General features: G+C 69.6%; 20 protein-coding genes. 10 read left to right on the top strand and 10 right to left on the bottom strand.

All coding sequences use genetic code 11. The features are described 5' to 3' along the window. Nucleotides 1-20: 20 nt before the first annotated feature. From OHA86_RS29270 to OHA86_RS29255, 4 genes are read right to left on the bottom strand one after another with little or no spacing between them, the layout of a single operon-like run. Complete coding sequence (locus OHA86_RS29270; RefSeq protein WP_329180004.1) at nt 21-1,373, bottom strand: condensation domain-containing protein; 1,353 nt, start codon at nt 1,371-1,373, stop codon at nt 21-23. 15 nt (nt 1,374-1,388) lie between these two features. After that, entirely contained in the window at nt 1,389-2,165 is a 777-nt protein-coding gene (locus OHA86_RS29265) for an ABC transporter permease (RefSeq protein ID WP_329180003.1), read from the bottom strand. Then, nucleotides 2,162-2,965, bottom strand: coding sequence for an ABC transporter permease (locus tag OHA86_RS29260; protein ID WP_329180001.1), 804 nt, complete (start codon nt 2,963-2,965; stop codon nt 2,162-2,164). Before OHA86_RS29260 ends, OHA86_RS29265 begins: the two co-directional genes overlap by 4 nt. Further along, a complete protein-coding gene (locus tag OHA86_RS29255; protein WP_329179999.1) occupies nt 2,962-3,849 on the bottom strand; it encodes an ABC transporter ATP-binding protein in 888 nt (295 codons plus the stop codon). Before OHA86_RS29255 ends, OHA86_RS29260 begins: the two co-directional genes overlap by 4 nt. 823 nt (nt 3,850-4,672) lie before the next feature. Between OHA86_RS29255 and OHA86_RS29250 the strand changes: the two genes are divergently transcribed. From OHA86_RS29250 to OHA86_RS29240, 3 genes are read left to right on the top strand one after another with little or no spacing between them, the layout of a single operon-like run. After that, nucleotides 4,673-4,930, top strand: coding sequence for an acyl carrier protein (locus OHA86_RS29250; RefSeq protein ID WP_329179997.1), 258 nt, complete (start codon nt 4,673-4,675; stop codon nt 4,928-4,930). Further along, entirely contained in the window at nt 4,927-6,078 is a 1,152-nt protein-coding gene (locus OHA86_RS29245) for an acyl-CoA dehydrogenase family protein (protein WP_329179995.1), read from the top strand. Before OHA86_RS29250 ends, OHA86_RS29245 begins: the two co-directional genes overlap by 4 nt. Then, a complete protein-coding gene (locus OHA86_RS29240; RefSeq protein WP_329179993.1) occupies nt 6,075-6,902 on the top strand; it encodes a hypothetical protein in 828 nt (275 codons plus the stop codon). Before OHA86_RS29245 ends, OHA86_RS29240 begins: the two co-directional genes overlap by 4 nt. Here the strand turns inward: OHA86_RS29240 and OHA86_RS29235 are convergent. Continuing rightward, nucleotides 6,875-8,002: a nucleotidyltransferase domain-containing protein gene (locus OHA86_RS29235; RefSeq protein ID WP_329179992.1), complete on the bottom strand. Its 1,128-nt coding sequence runs from the start codon at nt 8,000-8,002 to the stop codon at nt 6,875-6,877. The two genes, OHA86_RS29240 and OHA86_RS29235, sit on opposite strands and share 28 nt — an antisense overlap. Before the next feature lie 455 nt (nt 8,003-8,457). On the opposite strand from OHA86_RS29235, the gene OHA86_RS29230 reads away from it, so the two are divergent. From OHA86_RS29230 to OHA86_RS29215, 4 genes are all read left to right on the top strand, one after another. After that, the gene (locus OHA86_RS29230; RefSeq protein ID WP_329179991.1) at nt 8,458-9,213 is read left to right on the top strand and encodes an SDR family oxidoreductase; all 756 of its coding nucleotides are present in this window, start codon (nt 8,458-8,460) and stop codon (nt 9,211-9,213) included. 79 nt (nt 9,214-9,292) lie between these two features. Beyond that, nucleotides 9,293-9,457 carry a hypothetical protein gene (locus OHA86_RS29225; protein ID WP_329179989.1) on the top strand — a complete coding sequence of 55 codons (165 nt, stop codon included), beginning with the start codon at nt 9,293-9,295 and terminating at the stop codon, nt 9,455-9,457. A gap of 95 nt (nt 9,458-9,552) precedes the next feature. After that, nucleotides 9,553-10,764, top strand: a complete 1,212-nt coding sequence (locus tag OHA86_RS29220; RefSeq protein ID WP_329179988.1) for a hypothetical protein — start codon at nt 9,553-9,555, stop codon at nt 10,762-10,764. Between the two features lie 60 nt (nt 10,765-10,824). Beyond that, nucleotides 10,825-11,574, top strand: a complete 750-nt coding sequence (locus tag OHA86_RS29215) for a class I SAM-dependent DNA methyltransferase (RefSeq protein ID WP_329179986.1) — start codon at nt 10,825-10,827, stop codon at nt 11,572-11,574. Here the strand turns inward: OHA86_RS29215 and OHA86_RS29210 are convergent. After that, nucleotides 11,571-12,200 carry a dTMP kinase gene (locus tag OHA86_RS29210; RefSeq protein ID WP_329179985.1) on the bottom strand — a complete coding sequence of 210 codons (630 nt, stop codon included), beginning with the start codon at nt 12,198-12,200 and terminating at the stop codon, nt 11,571-11,573. The two genes, OHA86_RS29215 and OHA86_RS29210, sit on opposite strands and share 4 nt — an antisense overlap. A 43-nt stretch (nt 12,201-12,243) precedes the next feature. Here OHA86_RS29210 and OHA86_RS29205 point away from each other — a divergent pair, with 43 nt between their 5' ends. From OHA86_RS29205 to OHA86_RS29195, 3 genes are read left to right on the top strand one after another with little or no spacing between them, the layout of a single operon-like run. After that, complete coding sequence (locus OHA86_RS29205) at nt 12,244-13,050, top strand: sugar phosphate isomerase/epimerase family protein (RefSeq protein ID WP_329179984.1); 807 nt, start codon at nt 12,244-12,246, stop codon at nt 13,048-13,050. After that, the gene (locus OHA86_RS29200; protein WP_329179982.1) at nt 13,043-14,275 is read left to right on the top strand and encodes an acyl-CoA dehydrogenase family protein; all 1,233 of its coding nucleotides are present in this window, start codon (nt 13,043-13,045) and stop codon (nt 14,273-14,275) included. Before OHA86_RS29205 ends, OHA86_RS29200 begins: the two co-directional genes overlap by 8 nt. Continuing rightward, nucleotides 14,272-15,435 carry a M20 family metallopeptidase gene (locus OHA86_RS29195; RefSeq protein ID WP_329179981.1) on the top strand — a complete coding sequence of 388 codons (1,164 nt, stop codon included), beginning with the start codon at nt 14,272-14,274 and terminating at the stop codon, nt 15,433-15,435. The genes OHA86_RS29200 and OHA86_RS29195 overlap by 4 nt, the downstream gene beginning before the upstream one ends. Before the next feature lie 116 nt (nt 15,436-15,551). Here OHA86_RS29195 and OHA86_RS29190 read toward each other — a convergent pair whose 3' ends face one another. From OHA86_RS29190 to sufC, 4 genes are read right to left on the bottom strand one after another with little or no spacing between them, the layout of a single operon-like run. Further along, nucleotides 15,552-15,890: a metal-sulfur cluster assembly factor gene (locus OHA86_RS29190; RefSeq protein ID WP_329179979.1), complete on the bottom strand. Its 339-nt coding sequence runs from the start codon at nt 15,888-15,890 to the stop codon at nt 15,552-15,554. Next, nucleotides 15,887-16,351, bottom strand: a complete 465-nt coding sequence (gene sufU / locus OHA86_RS29185; RefSeq protein WP_329179977.1) for a Fe-S cluster assembly sulfur transfer protein SufU — start codon at nt 16,349-16,351, stop codon at nt 15,887-15,889. Before sufU ends, OHA86_RS29190 begins: the two co-directional genes overlap by 4 nt. Nucleotides 16,352-16,364: 13 nt before the next feature. Then, on the bottom strand, nt 16,365-17,642 hold the full coding sequence (locus tag OHA86_RS29180) for a cysteine desulfurase (RefSeq protein ID WP_329179975.1): 1,278 nt from the start codon (nt 17,640-17,642) through the stop codon (nt 16,365-16,367). Further along, the gene (sufC, locus tag OHA86_RS29175) at nt 17,639-18,430 is read right to left on the bottom strand and encodes a Fe-S cluster assembly ATPase SufC (protein WP_329179973.1); all 792 of its coding nucleotides are present in this window, start codon (nt 18,428-18,430) and stop codon (nt 17,639-17,641) included. Before sufC ends, OHA86_RS29180 begins: the two co-directional genes overlap by 4 nt. Nucleotide 18,431: the final 1 nt, after the last annotated feature.

Genomic DNA, 18,431 nt, shown 5'->3' with positions numbered 1-18,431 from the left:
GGGGCGGCCGGGTCGCGCGCTCACCGGACCTCCCGGCGGCCGACCGCGTCGCGGCAGCCGGCGACCGCCGCGTCCATGCCGAGGTCCCCGTCGGCGGCCAGCCGGTGCAGCTGCTCGTCGTACCAGGCGAGCAGGGCGTGCAGCCGTGGCTGCGGGAGGAGCCGGGGGTCGGCGCGGACCACGATCGGCATCTCGGGTCCGCTGCGGATCTTGACGTCGAGACGCGGTCCGATCTGCCGGTGGGGACGGGTCGCCTCGATCCGCCCGGGTCCCGCGCCGGTGTGGCCGGGCGCCGAGGAGGCGTCGTGGGCCGCGAAGTTGTAGAAGTGGTCGAACCCGAGCGCGATGCCGCGCTCCGCGCGCACCAGCTCGGTGACGGCGTCCATGTCGTAGGAACCGGTGCGGTACGCCTGGAGGGCGGCGCCCTGGACGGACTCGGCGTACCGGCCGAAGCCGGCGGGCGGCGAGCCGGTGTCGAGCGGGAGCGGCGCGTACTGGTTCATCGAGCTGACCAGCTCGTGCCAGGGCGGGCGGAAGCGGTTGCTCGACTGGAGGGTGAGGACGACCTGCGGCGTCCCGGTCACGGCCGCGACCGCGAGCGAGGTCAGGGACAGCAGGACGCCGTGCGCCGGTACTCCCAGCCGCCCGGCCCCGGACGCGAGCGCGGAGCGCGCCCCCGGCGACCGCAGCTGGGCCTCGATGCGGCCGGGCACCTCCTCGGCCGGTTCGGGGACCGGGAAGACCTCGGGGGGCAGCGTCTCCAGCAGGTGCGCCCACCGGCCGAGGGCGGCCTGCCGGCGGGCGGCGTTGGCGTCGGACCGCTGGAAGAGGGCCAGCTCCGCCGGCTGCGCCGGGGTCTGCGCCAGCCATTCCCGCCCCTGGGGGTCGTCCCCGCCCATGAGTACGGTCAGCTCGGCGCGCAGCCGGCGGTGGGCGAACCCGTCGGCGACGATGTGGTCGGCGACGATGACGACGTACCGCGGGCGACCGCCGCGGGTCAGCACCGTGAAGCGCCGGCCGAAGTCGGTCTCCAGGTCGATGCGTTCGTTCGCCAGGCCGCGGGCGGTCGCGATGGCCTCGGGCTCCGAGGCGCCGGCCGGAAGCCCGACGGTGACGGCCTCCACCCGGTCCGCGGCAGGCCGCACCCGCTGGACGGGGCCTTCCGGCGTGTCGGAGAAGTGCGTGCGCAGCGACTCGTGGCGCCGGCACAGGGTGCTCAGCGCTTCCGCGACGCGCTCGGGCGGGCAGCCGTCGGGCACCGCCACGGCAGTGCTCAGGTACGTCTCCGGCCAGCGGGCGTGCGGCCAGCGGGCGATGATCCGCCGGACCGAGAGTTGCCCGAACGTCAAAGGCACGCTGTCAGGCTGCGACATCGCGCTTGGTCCTCCTTAAACGTCGTCGAGGGTGGCCCGTCGCCTGCTGGCCGTTTCCAGCGCGCGCAGGAGCAGCAGGGCCAGCAGCGCCAGCACGGCGGTCTTCAGCAGTTCCAGGCCCAGCAGCCCGGCGACGCCGCCGTCACCCGACAGCGCACGGCGTGCGGCCTCGATCCCCTGGGACGTCGGCATGAGCCGGCCGACCGCGGCGAGCCACGGCGGCAGCTGGTCGATGGGGATGTTCACCCCGCACAGCAGCAGCATGAGGTAGAGCACGATGTTGGCCACCAGGGTGGCCTCCCGGGTGCGCAGGCCGATCGCGCCGACGACCAGGCCGCACGCGCTGCAGGACGAGGCGGTGACGAGTACGGCGAGCAGCAGCCGCGGCAGGGCCTGCGCCGGGACGTGCACCCACCCGGCGGCGACGCCGAGCGTCAGCATGACCGCCGAGGTGAAGGCGCCGATGAGGACGGCGGGCACGATGCGTCCGCCGAACATCACCCATCTGTTGGCCGGCGTGGACAGTACGGCGGTGAGCGTGCCGCCGAAGCGCTCGCCCTGGATCGACATGGCCGGGGCGAACAGGCCGGCCACGGCGCAGGCGTTCAGCGCGTTGCCGACCACGTAGTAGCCGGTGGGATGGGTGCCCAGGTAGCGGCCGAGGTGGACGAACCACAGCAGCTGCACCACCGGGACGCCGATGACGGTGGGGATGAAGGCGGACGGCCGCAGCCAGCGGAACAGCGCCAGGTGAGAGCGCCAGCCCGCGACGAAGAACAGCCTCAGCGTCACTGAAGCGCCAGTGTTCCGCTGGAGCGTGCCAGCCACTCGAACCTCCCCAGCAGCAGGAGGGTGACGCCGACGTAGACGGCGGACAGCAGGAGGCACATGCCCACGGCGCGCCCGGCCGCCCCGGCGGATCCGAGGGCCGCGTTCTCCAGCGCGCTGACCCCCCAGGTGGGGGCCAGGACGTGGGAGACCACCCGCACCGGGCGCGGGAGGGTGGAGATCGGCACGAGCATGCCGCTGAGGATCCACACCGGGTACTCGAAGAAGTTGGCCAGCGACTGGGCGGTGGGATAGAGGATGAAGCCCGAGGCCAGCAGCAGGCCCAGCAGTCCCAGCGCCAGCACCGTCACCAGCACGGCGGCGGCGAACAGCAGCGGGTGGGCGATGTGCAGCGGCATGCTGAAGAGCACCGCGCTCCACAGCAGGGTCGCGCCGAGGCCGTAGACGCCCAGCGACGCGGTGGCCAGGGTGAACGGCAGGATGACGAAGAACGTCGACCGGGGACTGGCCACCAGGGGTTCCAGGACCTGCGACACGCGCAGCCGGTTGATGGCGTTCCCCGAACCGAGCAGGGTCGAGGACCACATGCCCATCATTCCGGCGCTCAGCGCCACGCTGATGGGCGCGGTGTGCCGGACCGAGCCGCGGAACATGTAGAAGGCCAGCGAGGCGAAGATCAGCGGCAGCACGATCGCGAAGAAGAGGTAGAGCCGGGAGCGCGCGAGCTGGCGCAGCTCCAGCCGCAGCGACCGGGCCAGGTAGCCGCTGTTGGCGCGCAGTGCCAGGACAGCGGAGGCCGTCACGTGTCGTCCCCGGTGATGAGGGACACGTACGCGTCCTCCAGCGTCGGCTCGCGCTTGATCACCTGGAGGACCGTCAGCTCCCTGATCTCGGCCAGCACCACGGCGGTCACATCGGTCTCCTGGCCGCTGTGGATGTCGAGCGACTGGCCCGCGTCGCGCCCGGACAGGCTCACCGACCGCACCCCGGGCAGCCGCCGCAGCCTCGCCACGTGCTCGTCACCGGCACCGTTGACGTGCACGGTGAGGACGACCTGGCCGTCGGTCTGCTTCTTCAGGGATTCGGGTGTCCCCTCCGCGATCTTCCGGCCGTCGCGCATCACCGCGACCCGGTCGCACATCTCGTCGGCCTCGAACATGTAGTGCGTGGTGAGCAGCACGGTCCGCCCCTGCCGCACCTGTTCGCGGACCAGCGCGCGCAGTTCACGGGCGCCCACCGGGTCGATCCCGTTGCTCGGTTCGTCGAGGATGACCACCTGCGGGTCGTGCAGCAGGCCCCGCGCGATGTGCAGCCGCTGCTTCATGCCGCGGGAGAACGACTCCACGCGCTTCCGTTCGCTGCCGAGCAGCCCCACCATGTCCAGCAGTTCGGGCACGCGGCGCTTCTGCTCCCGGTACGGGATCCCGTAGAGATCGGCGAAGAGCAGGAGGTTGTCCCGGGCCGACAGCCGCGCGTACAGACCCGCGTCGCCGCCCAGGATCACTCCGGTGAGCCGGCGTACCGCCTGGGCGTCCTTCACCACGTCGTGCCCGAGAATGCCGGCCGATCCCGAGGACGGCAGCAGAACTGTCATCAGTATCTTCGCGGTGCTGGTCTTCCCGGCTCCGTTGGGGCCCAGGAGCCCCAGCATTTCACCGCGCTCGACGCGCAGCGAGAGGCCGTCCACGGCGCGTTTGACGCTCCCCTGCGGACCGCGAAAGGTGCGACTCAAATCGTCCAGTAATATAGCAGATTCAGAAGCAGAACCGGTCATCGCTACCTCTTAAACCGTCACCAGGTGAACAGTCCACCGAATCCAGTCCGAACAGCTCAGCAGGCCATCAATATTCCACAACCCTAAAGCCACGGCAAGATCAATCGCCGGGCCCTAAAAAATCTCAGCGCGAGCACATTGGAGGATGCGACACATTTATAGATGTTCACGCGAGAGGTCCCATTCATCCCATTCGTCGAACCCGCAAGCGGCCGACCAGGCAGTTCACGCTCCCGATCCGCGGACGGGGGCTCGACAAGGGCGCGGTGGCCCCTCTTCCGCATTGGATCGGCCAGGCTGATCAGGAACCGGCCATTCGGAGACCCACGGCAATCGTCGGAACGTTGAACTCCGTTTTTGCCGTGATCTCTGCGGAGTCGTTCTCGGGCCGCACCCTGGCGCCGTCGCGACAGTGGTCCTGGCAGGGATGATTTTCCGTCAAATTTAGCATCGGCCTTGCACTGTCGCGCGGGACGGGGGGGTTGACTTCGTCCTGCAAGTATGAGCGACTACGGGTTCATGTGTTTACTGTCGAGCGAGGCGGGGATACCGTTCGGGTGCCGTTTTCCGGGCGTCGGCATTCACGGAAACCCGACCTCCCGGCCACCGGCAGGACGCCCGAACGGACGGAATGCTTCCGGCTCTTCGCGCCGCCGACGGCGCAGGGGAGCGCCGGAGGGCGCCGATCGGCTCGACGCACCCACCGGGCACTTCGGAAGCTGAGGAGAGACATCTCGTGGACGAGGAGATCAGGCAGGTCATCGCCGGCGCGCCCAAGCTGCGGGACATCGTCCCCGGGCTGCCGGCGGACGCCGACCTGTGGGACGCGGGTATGGACTCGGTGACCAGCGTGCAGATGATGCTGCTGCTGGAGGACCACTACGGCGTGGAATTCCCGCAGGCCGTGCTGACCCGGGAGACGTTCACCAGCATCAGGAGCATCGGGTCGGCGCTGGCGCCGCTGCTGGACGAGCAGCGGGCCACCCCGCGGTGACGACGGCGCGGGCGCGCGGGCTCACCCGGGAAGTGGACCGGGCTCTCACCGTGGCCGCCGAGCAGGCGGGCGCGGCGGCCGACGACGTGGACCGGGACGCGCGGCTGCCGGCCGAGGCGCTCAAGGTGCTGCGCGACACCAACCTGATCGCGGCCGTCGTCCCGCGGGAGTCGGGCGGGCTCGGGCTCGGGCTGCCGGCCCTGGTCGAGATCGCGGAGCGCCTCGCACGGAGCTGCGCGGCCACGGCGATGATCTGGGCCATGCACCAGACGCAGCTGGCCTGCGTCGTCCGGCACCACCCCGGGTCCCCGCTGCTGCGCACAGCGGTGGACCGGCGATGGCTGATCGCCTCGGTCACCAGCGAGCGGGGCACGGGCGGCGACCTGCGCCACAGCACCACCGGCGTGGCGGACGGCGCGGCCGGCCGGACGACGCTGGAGAAGGACGGCACCACCGTCTCCTACGGCGCGCACGCGGACGCCTACCTGGTCACCGCCCGCCGTTCGGCCGACGCGGATCCCGGTGACCAGGTCGCCGTCCTGGTGGGCCGCGAGCAGGTCGAGCTGGAGCAGCAGGGCACCTGGGACACCCTGGGGATGCGGGGCACCTGCAGCCCCTCGTTCCGGCTCAGGGCCGCCTTCGACCGCGACCAGATACTGCCGGTGCCGTTCAGGACCGTCGCCGCCATGACCATGGTGCCGGTGTCCCACCTGCTGTGGGCGGGCGTGTGGCACGGGATCGCCATCGAGGCGGTGGACCGGGGCGTACGGTGCGTGCGGCGGCGGGTGCTGGCAGGGGGGAGCGGGGACGTTCCCGAACTCGCTCTGGCGCACTCCCGGCTGCTGGGGATGAGGGCGCAGCTCGACGCGGCGGTGCAGGCCGTCGAGCCGGTGCTCGCGGCGGGAGCCGAACCCACCCTGGGACTCGGCGTGCAGCTCAACGCCCTCAAGGTGGCGGCCTCGGAGAGCGCGGTGGAGATCACCCAACTGGCGCTGCGGGTCTGCGGAATGGCCGGCTTCACCGAACGGGGGCCCCATTCGGTGGCCCGGCTGCTGCGCGACGCCTGCTCCGCCCCGCTGATGATCGGCAACGGCCGGCTGCTCGCCGTCAACGCCCAGACCCTGCTGCTCTCCCGAGGAGAACGATGACGACGACGCCGGGCCGGCTCGACCAGGCACCCGGAGTGGTGCTCACCTCCCGTGCGGAAGGCCGGACCCTGGACCGCCTGCGGGAGGGCATCGCCGCGCGGTTCCTCACGGAGAGCGAGGAGCACTACCTCGCCCCTCCGGTGCTGTCCCGGGCGGTCTGCGAGCGGGCCGGCTACCCCGGTACCTTCCCGCACCTGCTCGGATCGGTGCACGGCTCCCCGGACGGCGGCGCGCCGGCTCCCACCGACCTCGTGCTGACCTCGGCGGCGTGCCACCACCTGTATCCGCTGCTCGCCGGCCGCACCGTCACCGCCACCGGCCAGCTGAGCGTGGAAGCCGCCTGCTACCGGGCGGAGGCGACCGCCGAGACGGGCCGGCTGCGCTCCTTCCGCATGTACGAGATCGTCCGCTTCGGCGCCCCGGAGGCGGTGGCCGACTGGCGGGACTCCGCCCTCGCGTCGGTGGCGGAATGGCTGCGCGGGCTCGGCCTCGGCATCGCGGTGGAGCTGGCGAGCGATCCGTTCTTCGGCCGGCCGGGGCTGCTCATGTCGGACGTCCAGCGCAGCAAGCAGCTCAAGTGGGAGGTGCTGGCGGAGGTGGACGAGGGCCTGGCCCAGGCGGTGGCCTCGGCCAACTACCACGAGGACCATTTCGGCCGGGCTTTCGGCTTCACCCTGCCGGACGGCTCACCTGCGCACAGCGCCTGTGTGGCCTTCGGCCTCGACCGGCTCCTCCTCGCGCTCCGCCACCGCCACGGGCCCGGGGCCGGGGCCGGCGCCGGCTGGGACGGCGGACCTCAGGTGCGCGGCACCGAGGACTTCTGAGCCACCTGCCGCCCGCGCCCGCCGTCGAACAGGCGCTCCTTGAAGGGCTGTTCCCAGCGCCCGCCCGCGCCGTCGAAGTCGCCGTAGGAGTCGAGGTAGCCGGTGTCGGCGGGGCGGAAGTGCGCCAACTCCGCCACCGGCACCAGTTCGGGATAGAGCTCGGCGGTGTGGTGCAGGGCGAAGTAGACGCTCCGCCCGGCCGCGTACTCCTGCGCCTGTGCCCGCACCTGCGGCCAGCCGCCACGCTCGGTGAGTTCGGCGCAGCTGAGCCCGATGTCCAGGAACTTCTGCAACTGGAGGTCCGTGCCCTGCTCGATGTAGTGCAGCGTCACCGCCTCCTTGTGCAGGTGAGCGCACAGGTCGATGAACTGGTCCGCGGGGGCGAGCGAGTAACCGGACCGGCCGCACAGCACCGCGGACTCACGACGCGCGATCAGTGCGGAGACGGATACGTTGCTCTCGGCGAGCGTCTGGAAGATGTTCAGGCAGATGTCCACGTCGAACACGTCGACATGCGGGCGGTCCGCGATCTTCATGTAGGGGAGTTCGTTCTGCACGTTCATGTGCCAGAACAGCCGGGTGCTCCGGCTGAACTCCTCGATCGCCGCACCGTCGGCCGAGAGCCTGCCCTGCCGGTAGCCGAGTTTCACCAGCACCTCGCCGGCCTCCGGCGCGTGCGGCCGGTCCACCAGCACGTCGAGATCGCCGATCCTGCGCAGGCCCGGATCGCCGTACAGCCTTTCGACGACGACCGGCCCCTTGCGTATGGCATAGGGGATCCCCGCCTGCCCGAGCGCCTCGATGACCGTGCCGAACTCCTCGGCGAGCGTCAGGTTGCGCTGGAGATTGCCCTCGTACGCGCTCTCGTACAGCCAGCGGTAGGGGATGACGGGCAGCCCTGAGTCGCTGTGGAAGAGCCGGTGCCGGGTGATGTGGCGGCCGACGAGCGGCAGCACCCTGTGGCGGGCGGCCTGATCCACGAAGCCGCCCCAGTCGAACTCCCCGCCGTACCCGGCCAGCGCGGTGCGGACACGGTGCAGCCGACGGGCGTCGAGGGAGACGCGGGCGAGTTCCAGGAGCAGTTCGTTTTCCCTGTTCATACAGGCAGAAGCCTTCCGTGGGTGAGCCCAATCATATCGGCGGGCACCGGCGACGGTAATCTGTTTCTGGTCATCTGCGGCACCCGTCGGACACACATCGCTCGTACGTCACCGACGAGATCACCACAAGGAGCCGCATCCGCACAAGATCGCAGTCAAACCATCCATGCGCCAAATTAAGACAACCTCGGAGCGGCGCCGCCGAAAATCGCAATGGATATTCTTGACGATGATCCATTGATCCAAGGATGTCCGAAAGCTCCCCCGGCGAAAATGACAACTCCCCTGGCCTGGCAGAATCAAACATTCCACTTGCACGGACATGTGGACCCGACGCACCCTTGACACCTGCCCCACGCTCTTGAGAGCGTCTCTCCCCATGCGGAGAATCATCTTCCTCGCTCCGGGAGATAGCGCCCGGACGCCCGCTGTTTCCGGTCGGGCCGGTCAACGAAATGATGTGGTACAGCGTGCAGCGCACCTTATCTGAATCGTTGGGTGACTTAAATCCTGTCGCGGTCGTCACCGGCGCGAGTCGCGGGCTGGGAAATTCACTCGGCCACGCGTTCCAGGAACGCGGTTTCACAGCCGTGGGTGCGGCGCGAAGCACGAGCCCCTGTGCCGGAAGCGCGCTTGAGCACTACAGCTCGCTCGACGTCGGGGACGAGCAGGCCGTACAGAGCTTCGCCGATCAGGTCGTCGACAGATTCGGCCGTATCGACGTATGGGTCAACAACGCGGCAGTGGTGGACATATTCGGTGTGGCGGACGGGAGCAGCGAGCGCTGGTCCCAGCTGATCAGCGTCAACGTGCTGGGCGTCGTCCACGGGTGCCAGGCCTTCGCCCGCCATGTCAGAGGCCGCCCGGGACCGGGCGTCCTGGTCAATCTCACGGCCGGCTCGGCCAAGGGCGCCCGCCGCGGCTGGGGCGGCTACGCCGCCACGAAGGCCGCGGTGGAGCGGATCACGGAAGCCGTGGCCGCGGAGGAGCAGCCGGCCGGCCTCACGGCGTTCTCCTTCTCCCCCGGCGCCATGGACACCGATATGCAACGCTCCCTGTGCGACCTTCCGTCCGACGTGTTCCCGGATGTGCACCTTTTTCGCGAACGGGCCGGGAGAGGCGAGATACCCTCACCCGGCTCCGTCGCCGGCAAACTTGTGGAGCAGGCCATCGAGAAGCTCAGAGCCGACTCTGGCCGGGTCCCGCTGTAAGGCGTGACAAAACCGCCCTCCGAGCTGCCGCGCAAAAAGCGCGGTTGGAATTCCGACATGCAAAGGGAGGTGAATACTAATGAGCACCGATCTGGGTCTTGTGAACGCTCCGGCGGCCGTCCTCGTAGAGTTCGAGCCGGTTGCGGCGATCAACCTGGGCGTTCTGGGAGCGCAGGAGGCTTCCGCCACTGACAGTGGTCTGGAGTCCGTTTCCTGCTGCAACTCGATCATCGCCACCGGCTGATCACGGCTCGCTGGTGGGGCACTCACGTGCCCCACCAGCGTGTTAGGCAGTTTGAGCTCTCATTCGCCATGCCGATACATGAAACGGAATGAAGCATGCGAGTCCGGTTGCAGACCAATCACGGGGAGTATCTGCTCGAGCACGACAGTGCCCCCACCATCGGAGCCCTGCTCCGGCTCTACGGAATTCCGCTGTCCGCCGTGTGGACGTACCGTATCGACGCCCAGCCGGGCGTCGGCGCCCCCGGCCACCGGCGAGCGGTCTTCGTGCCCGCGTCCACCGCGTTGCCGGGCGACGCCTATGACGACACCGAGATCTTCGCCCGTGTCACCCGCAACATCAATCTTCCCGGGCTGCTCGGCTCGGAGACCTCCAGTGCCCGGCTGGCGCCCGAGGCGACCACGGAATGGACCTTCCCCACCCCCGACAGCGGGGCGTTCCAGACCGTCCATTCGCAGATGACCGCGAACGAGTGCTTCGAATTCGTCCGGCGAAGCGTCACCGACGTCCTCGACCAGTGGCCCGCGGATCCGACATCCGGCCTGGTGGTCGGCACCTCCGGCGGCGGCGACTCCAACGTCCTGCTCTCCACCCTCATGGAGTCCGGGTTCTTCCGGCCCGAGCAGGTCGTCCCGGTCATGATGCTCGGGATCCCCGACTGGGACGCCCAGGTGGACAACGCACGCGAGCTGTGCGGCGCGCACGGAATCGAGCTCAACGTCGTCGAGGAGTCCGAGACCGCGAGGCTGGCCGGCCTGAAGGAACTGGGCTCCGTCAAGAAGGTGTTCAAGGACTCCTTCCCCGACGCCGACCTCGAGTTCCTGGGCACCTGGCTGCTCCGGCGCGTACTGTCCCGCTACGCCTCCGAGCGGGGGATCAGGTTCGTCGCCACGGGCGCCAACCGTGAGGACATCGTCGCGGAGCACATCGCCCGCGTGTCACGCGGCCTGCTGCCGCTGCCGGCGCCCTTCCGCGAGATCGGCGACGTGACCTTCTGCTACCCCATCTGGAAGGTGCCGAAGAAGATCGGCGACGGTGCCTACCCGGCCTTCAGCCTGGAGAACTACGAGAACCGCAACCCGAGCTACAGTCCGGGCCGCAGCATCTTCTACTACCTGGCCTACTGGATACCGGAGCTGCTTCCCGGTATGGACAACACCCTGCTCGACGGCATGTCACAGCTGGCGGACAAGGACCCCCAGCCCATCACGTGGGACGAGGACCTGCGCGATCACGTGTGCCGCGAGGGCTCGACGGCCGAGCAGAAGAACCGGTGGCAGGAATTCCTGGAGAAAGTGGAGTCCTGACGCCGCACCGGACGCATGCCGCGCGCGGGCCGCGGCACTCCCTACCCTTCGCGAGGACCAATGAACGAGTTTCGCAACTGGACGTCAGCGGCCTACGGGGACGCCCGGGCCGGCGCCTACGACCGGCAGGTGGCCGGGCGGGCCGACGAGCACCTCGCGGTCGAGTTGCTCTCCTCGCTCGCACAAGCCGGTCCCGCGCTCGAACTCGGGGTGGGCACCGGCAGGCTGGCCATCCCGCTCGCGGAGTCCGGCACCGCCGTGCACGGGCTGGACAGTTCCGAGCGGATGCTCGACGTGCTGCGGGCGGCCCCCGGCGGCGAGCGGGTCACGGCCCTGCACGGCGACATGGCCGCGTTCGACCTCCCCGGCCGCTACCGCCTCGTCTGGGTGGCCTTCAACTCGTTCTTCCTGCTGGACAGCGCCGGCGCCCAGCAGGACTGCTTCGGCACGGTGGCCCGGCACCTCACCCCCGGCGGGCGCTTCGTCATCGAGGCGTTCGTTCCCGCGCCCGAGCAGTTCTCCGCGACGCCCGCGCTCCGGGTCAAGGACTTCAGCGAGGGCGGCATGCTCCTTCAGGCCTCCCGGCACAGCGACCGCGACCAGACCGTCGAATCACTCGACCTGGAAGTCACCAGCGGCGGGTTCGAGCTGTACCCGACGCGTATCCGCTACAGCTGGCCCGCCGAGCTGGACGCCATGGCCGGCAAGGCGGGCCTGGAGCTGGAGGACCGCTGGGAGACCTGGAGCCGGCAGGGCTTCAGCGCCGACTCCAGGGCCCACGTCAGCGTCTACCGACGGGCCGACGGCTAGCCGGCCCGCAGGACCCGCTCCTCGACCTGCCGGCGGAGGAGCTGCTGGACCGCCGCATGGTCCCCGTTGCCGTCGACGACGGTGAACTGCGTGAACTCGGGCAGCGAAGCATAGGCGGCCCGGTAGCCGGAGAGGAATTCAAGGCTCTCCTCATCGATCCCGCGCTTCTTGATCCGCTGCTGCGCCTCAAGGGGATCGACGTCCAGGAAGAGAATCAGGTCAGGCTCGGGAAGTGCCCTGTTCAGACGTCGGAGAAATTCTTCGTTGTCGGCCTTCTGGAGCCTGACCGCAGCGTACTGGCAGTACGTGTACCGGTCCACCAGGGTCACTGTTCCCGGAATTCGGAGGGTGTCTTCCAGGCGGGCGAGTGCCGCCAGCTTCGCGCAGGCCGAAATCAGCCGGATCGCGTCTGCTCCGACCATTTCCAGATGTCCCGGGAAACCGTCTTCCAGAGCGATCCGATCCAGCGACTGGCGAACCGGAAGCATGGTCTGGTTAAGAAGGCAGTGGGCGTTCACGCCTTCTCCTTCCAGCCACTCCGCCAATGCCTTCACCTGCGTGGTCTTGCCCGCACCATCGATACCCACCACGGCAACAAGGAAGCCTCGCTCACGAACAGCTGTCATAGCTTTCCCGTTCTGTCGGATCTGGCTACTTAATGAGGTCCAGGTGAATCTCGTAACCATCCAGCCCAGACTGCACCAGCTCTCCGAATACGTCAAGATGGCACAGTCGGAGGACTTCCACCTGGAACTCATAGAGCCCGCCTATCCAGAGAACCTGGACCGCTTGGAAGAGCACTTCTCCACACTGCTCGAAGGGCTTCCCGACGGCCTGGCGAAAGTGCTTCACGGACCCTATATCGATATAGCGGTCCACACCGCCGACCGGGAGATCCGAGAGGCTTCGAGGCGCCGCGTCGCAGAATCCCTGAAATGGGCGAAGTCCCTCGGGGTCGAGAGCCTGATACTGCACAGCAATCATCTTCCGATGATCAATGAGGCCGGCTACGACCGGCAGTGGCTGCGGGGGACGCTCGATTTCTTCGACAGCATCGACCTGGGATCCGTGACCGTGCTGATCGAGAACATGTGGGACTCCTCGCCGGATCTCACCGTGGAACTGGTCGAGCGGTTCGATTCGGAACAGCTGCGCCTGTGCTTCGACTCGGCCCACTGGAACGTGTACGGCCGGAGCTCGCTCGACGAGTGGTTCCAGCAGGCCGGGAAATACACGCCCTACGTCCAGTACGGCGACAATTTCGGGGACCACGACGCTGATCTCGCCCTCGGCAGCGGAAACCTCGACTGGTCGGAACTCGACCGCTGCCTGCGTACGTACGCGCCCGGCGCGGATGTGATGGTCGGGGTGGGGATCGACGACGGCCGCCGTCTCACCGAATCCCTGGCCTTCCTTCGCGGGCATCGGATCCACCCCTTTCCGCGCCTTTCGGCACCAGGACCCGACGGTGAGTGACTCCCCGCCCGTCGACTACGGTCTGCGGGCCGTCAGCAAGGAGGGCCACCGGGCGGTCGACCTGGCCCTGGACTGCCTGCCGACCGTCTCCGCCGGCGCCGCGGACCACGACCGCGCCGGCTCCTACGCCCGGGAATCGCACGACTGCCTGGCGCGGGCCGGCCTGATGGGTGCCACCGTTCCCCGGCATCTGGGCGGTCTGGGTGTCCGGTCGCTGCGCGATGTGGCAGCGGTCCTGGAGCGGATCGGCGCCGCCGACGCGTCTGTCGCGCTGGCCCTGCACATGCAGCTCTCCCGCGGCCTCTCCCTGTCCGCGGGGCTGCTCGCGGCTGTCCCGGGCGGCCCCGCTCCCGCGGACCAGGAGGGTCCCTCGGCCCTGCTCCGGTCCATGGCCGACGGCAGCGCGTTCGTCGCCGGAGCCGTCACGGAGGCCGGCGCCTCGTACTTCACGGTGCACAGCACGGTCAGCAGGACACCCGAGGGCGCCTGGGCGCTCACCGGGGACAAGCTGATGGTCACGGGCGCGCCCGCCGCCACGCATTTCGCGGTCCGCGCCCGCGTCATGACCGACGCAGGCCCTCGCCTCGGCGGGGTCATCGTGCGCCGGGCGGACCGCGGCGTCTCGGTCGGCAGCGGCTGGGACGGCCTGGGGATGCGGGGATCGGGAAGTGAGCGGGTACGGTTCGCCGCTACCCCGGTCCTCCCCTGGAGCCTGTCGGTCCGCGGAGAGTGGGGGCGCTACGACCCGCTCGCCCTGCCGGGGAGGCTTCGCAGCTCGGCCGGGATGCTCGGCATCTACCTGGGGCTGGCCACCGCCGCACGCCACGAGATCGCCGGCGCCCTCGCGCGCCGGCAGACGGCCGGCGACCCCGGCCGGTGGTCGGGGCCGCTGGTCCAGGCCGAACTGGAGGCCGCCGCGGCGCGGCAGAGCACCGCGGCCTTCCTCTCCTCGGTGGACGAGTCCGGCGGCATCGGGCCGGACGACTCGCTCGCCCTTTCGCGCGAATGGCAGTTGTGCAGGCTTCAGCTGCACAAGAGCATGCTCTCGCTCTCGGATCTCGCGATGAGCACCGTGGGCGCCGGTGCCTACCGATGGGCCTCCCCGGTGAGCCGGATACTCCGCGACTGCCGCGCGGCGCAGTTCATGCAGCCCTACGGACCCGCGCAAGCCGAGAGGTTCATCGCTTCATCCCACAGCGGCCACGACCCGGAGTTCCTCGTATGAATCCCCGCTTCTCCCCCGACAGGGACCGCCTCGTCGGCATGCTGCGCCGGCTGGTCCGCGTCCGCAGCGAGAACCCCTCGTCCGGCGAGGGGGCGGTCGTCGATCTCCTGTGTGGGATCCTCGCCCCCACCGCGGACAGCCTGGAGAGGATCGAGCACGTCGGCGGCCGTCCCAACCTCCTGGCCCGCTACGGCCGGTGCGACGGCAGCCGGCCCACCATCGTGCTGACGGCGAGCACGGACACCGTTCCCGCCGATCCCGCGACCTGGACGCACCCTCCCTTCGAGGGAGGCGTCCACGGGGACGAGCTCTGGGGGCGCGGGTCCGTCGACATGAAAGGCGGGATCGCCGCAGCGGTGGAGGCCGCGATCGGCTATCACACCCTCGGCCGGCCGGGGCCGCACGACGTCCTCCTCGCCTTCACCGCCGACGGCGAACGGGGCGGACGGGCCGGCTGGGACGCGATGACCTCAGGCGCGCACTGGCCGCATCTGGTCGGAGCGGTGGTGACCGCGCCGTCGGACCTCGTGCCGTACCGCCGGGAACGCGGCGTCGCCTGGCTGACGGCGGATCTGCAGGGGAGGACGGCGCCGGCCAACGACCCGGCGGGCGGGGTGTCGGCGATCCTCGCCGCGTGCGAGACGGTCGCCCGGCTCCCCGAGCGCGCGACCGAACTGTTCTCGGGTACGTCCGACGCCGGCCCCGTCGTCGTTTCCGTGGGGCGGATCGTGGGAGGGGAACGGGTCAACGCCGTGCCGGCGCGGTGCCGTCTGGAGCTCGATGTGAGGCTTCCGCCCGGAGCGCACCAGGTGACCCGCGAGTCGGCTTCCCGACTGATCAGAGACTGCACGCGCGAAGACGTCCGTACCGCGTCCAGCATCACGCTCTACAACCCGCCGTCGGAGACTCCCGCCGGTGATCCTTTCTGGACCGCGGTGCGGGGGATCTGCGCGGACCACGGCGTCGGCTCGTCGGGCGATCCGGTGTATTCCGGCCCCACGGACGCGCGCTTCCTGCGGCAGCGCCTGAACGTGCCGACCGTGGTCTGCGGCCCGGGCGACGAGCGGCTGGCCCATCGGGACGACGAACGCGTCCCGCTGGCCGAGATCCACCGCGCCGCGCAGATCTATTTCGCTCTTCTCACCCGCCATGCCTTCTGAGGGCGGCGCACGACGGGCGGTGCCCTGAGCACGACGGGCGGGCGCCCCGATCAGACCACCCTGGCGGCGCCCCGACCCGGCAGGGCCAGGGTGCGCCGACAGCGCGACGGCACCGCTCAGACGTTGAAGCCCAAGGCGCGCAGCTGGTCGCGGCCGTCGTCGGTGATCTTGTCCGGGCCCCACGGCGGCATCCAGACCCAGTTGATCTTCAGGGCGCTGACGATGCCCTCGGTCGCGGTCTGCGCCTGCTCCTCGATCACGTCGGTGAGCGGGCAGGCGGCCGAGGTGAGGGTCATGTCGAGGGTGGCGACGTTGGTGTCGTCGACGTGGATGCCGTAGATCAGGCCCAGGTTGACCACGTCGATGCCCAGTTCGGGGTCGACCACGTCGTAGAGCGCCTCGCGGATCTCTTCCTCGGAGGCCGGCTTGAGCGCGACCTCGGTGCTGTCAGTCATGCGGTCTCCTCGGGTGTGGTGCCGGACAGCGCCTGCGCCGTCGCGTCCTTCCAGGCCATCCAGCTCAGCAGCGCGCACTTGACCCGCGCCGGGTACTTCGAGACGCCGGCGAACGCGACGGCGTCCTCCAGCACCTCCTCCATCGCCTCGTCCGGCTCGATCCGGCCGCGGGACTGCATCAGCTCCAGGAAGGTCTCCTGGATCTTCTGCGCCTCCGTGACCTCCTTGCCGACCAGCAGGTCGTTCAGGACCGAGGCGCTGGCCTGGCTGATCGAGCAGCCCTGGCCCTCGTACGACACGTCGCCGACGACGGCGCCGTCCAGCCGTACCCGCAGGGTGATCTCGTCACCGCAGGTCGGGTTGACGTGGTGCACCTCGGCCTGGCCGTCCCGCAGGCCGCGCCCGTGCGGGTGCTTGTAATGGTCCAGGATCACGTCCTGGTACATCGAGTCGAGCTTCACAGCAGCACCACCATCACCCGAAGAAGTCCCGGACCTGTTCAAGACCCTCGGCCAGGGCGTCGACCTCGGCCGGGGTGGAGTACAGATAGAACGACGCCCGCGTGGTCGCAGGAATTCCGTACCGCAGGCAGACCGGCCGGGCGCAGTGGTGGCCGACCCGGACCGCGATGCCCTGCTCGTCGAGCACCTGGCCGACGTCGTGCGGATGGATGTCGCCCAGCACGAAGGAGATCGCGGCGGCCCGGTCCTGAGCGGTCTGCGGGCCGATGATCCGCAGGTCGGGGACCTGGAGCAGCCGTTCGAGCGCGTACTCGGTCAGGGCGTGCTCATGGGCGGCGATCTTGTCCATGCCGATCGCCGACAGATAGTCCACGGCCGCGCCGAGCCCGATCGCCTGGGCGATCGGCGGGGTGCCGGCCTCGAACTTGTGCGGCGCCGGGGCGTAGGTGGAGGAGTGCATCGAGACGGTCTCGATCATCTCGCCGCCGCCGAGGAAGGGCGGCAGGTCCTCCAGCAGCTCCTGGCGGCCCCACAGCACCCCGATGCCGGTCGGGCCGACCATCTTGTGGCCGGTGAAGGCCACGAAGTCGGCGCCCAGCGCCTGCACGTCGAGCACCGTGTGCGGAGCGGCCTGCGAGGCGTCGATCAGCACCAGGGCGCCGACGTCCTGGGCGCGGCGCACGATGGCCTCGACCGGGTTGACGGTGCCCAGGATGTTGGAGACCAGCACGAAGGAGACGATCTTCGTCTTCTCGGTGATGACCTGCTCGATGTCCGACAGGTCGAGCCGGTAGTCGTCGGTCAGCCCGAACCACTTCAGCGTCGCACCGGTGCGCTGCGAGAGCAGCTGCCACGGCACGATGTTGGAGTGGTGCTCCATCTCGGTGATGACGATCTCGGTGTCCCGGTCCACCCGGTAGGGCTCGTCGGCCCAGCCGAGCATGTTCGCCACCAGGTTCAGCGACTCCGAGGCGTTCTTGGTGAATATGACCTCGTCGCGGCTGGGCGCGTTGATGAAGGCGGCGACCTTGTCGCGGGCGCCCTCGTACAGCGCGGTGGCCTCCTCGGCGAGGACGTGCACACCGCGGTGGACGTTGGCGTTGGACTGCTCGTAGTACGCGTTGAGGGTGTCGAGCACCTGGCGCGGCTTCTGCGAGGTCGCCGCGTTGTCCAGGTACACGAGCTTCTTGTCGCCGTGCACCAGGCGGTCCAGGACGGGGAAGTCCTTGCGGATCGCCTCGGTGTCGAGAAGGCCGGGCAGCTGCCGCCCGGTCGTCGGGGGAGGTGTCACGCGACATCCCCCTCGGAGTCCGCTCCGCTCACGGGGCCGCCCTTCACGTAGGACTCGTAGCCCTCTTCCTCCAGCTTGTCGGCCAGTTCGGCGCCACCGGACTCGGCGATCCGGCCGGCCGCGAAGACATGGACGAAGTCGGGCTTGATGTACCGCAGGATCCGCGTGTAGTGGGTGATCAGCAGGGTGCCGACCTCGCCGCCCTCGCGGACCCGGTTGACGCCCTCGGAGACCACCCGCAGCGCGTCCACGTCGAGGCCGGAGTCGGTCTCGTCGAGGATCGCGATATGCGGCTTGAGCAGTTCGAGCTGCAGGATCTCGTGGCGCTTCTTCTCACCGCCGGAGAAGCCCTCGTTGACGTTGCGCTCGGCGAAGGCGGGGTCCATGTTCAGCCGCTGCATGGCCTCCTTGACCTCCTTCACCCAGGTGCGCAGCTTGGGGGCCTCGCCGCGGATGGCGGTGGCGGAGGTGCGCAGGAAGTTGGAGACCGAGACGCCGGGCACCTCGACCGGGTACTGCATGGCGAGGAAGAGGCCGGCCCTGGCCCGCTCGTCCACGGTCATCGCCAGCACGTCCTCACCGTCGAGGGTGACGGTGCCGCCGGTGACGGTGTACTTGGGGTGCCCGGCCAGCGAGTAGGCGAGCGTGGACTTGCCTGAGCCGTTCGGGCCCATGATGGCGTGGGTCTCGCCCTGCTTCACGGTCAGGTCGACGCCTTTGAGGATCTCCTTGGTGGAGTTGTCGGCTTCGACGGTGACGTGCAGGTCGTTGATTTCAAGCGTGGCCATG

It is taken from the genome of Streptomyces sp. NBC_01477 (assembly GCF_036227245.1).
In the GTDB taxonomy this organism is placed as follows: Bacteria; Actinomycetota; Actinomycetes; order Streptomycetales; family Streptomycetaceae; genus Actinacidiphila.
The sequence above is the reverse complement of the archived record's forward strand: the minus strand, read 5'-3'. Positions and strand labels throughout refer to the sequence as shown.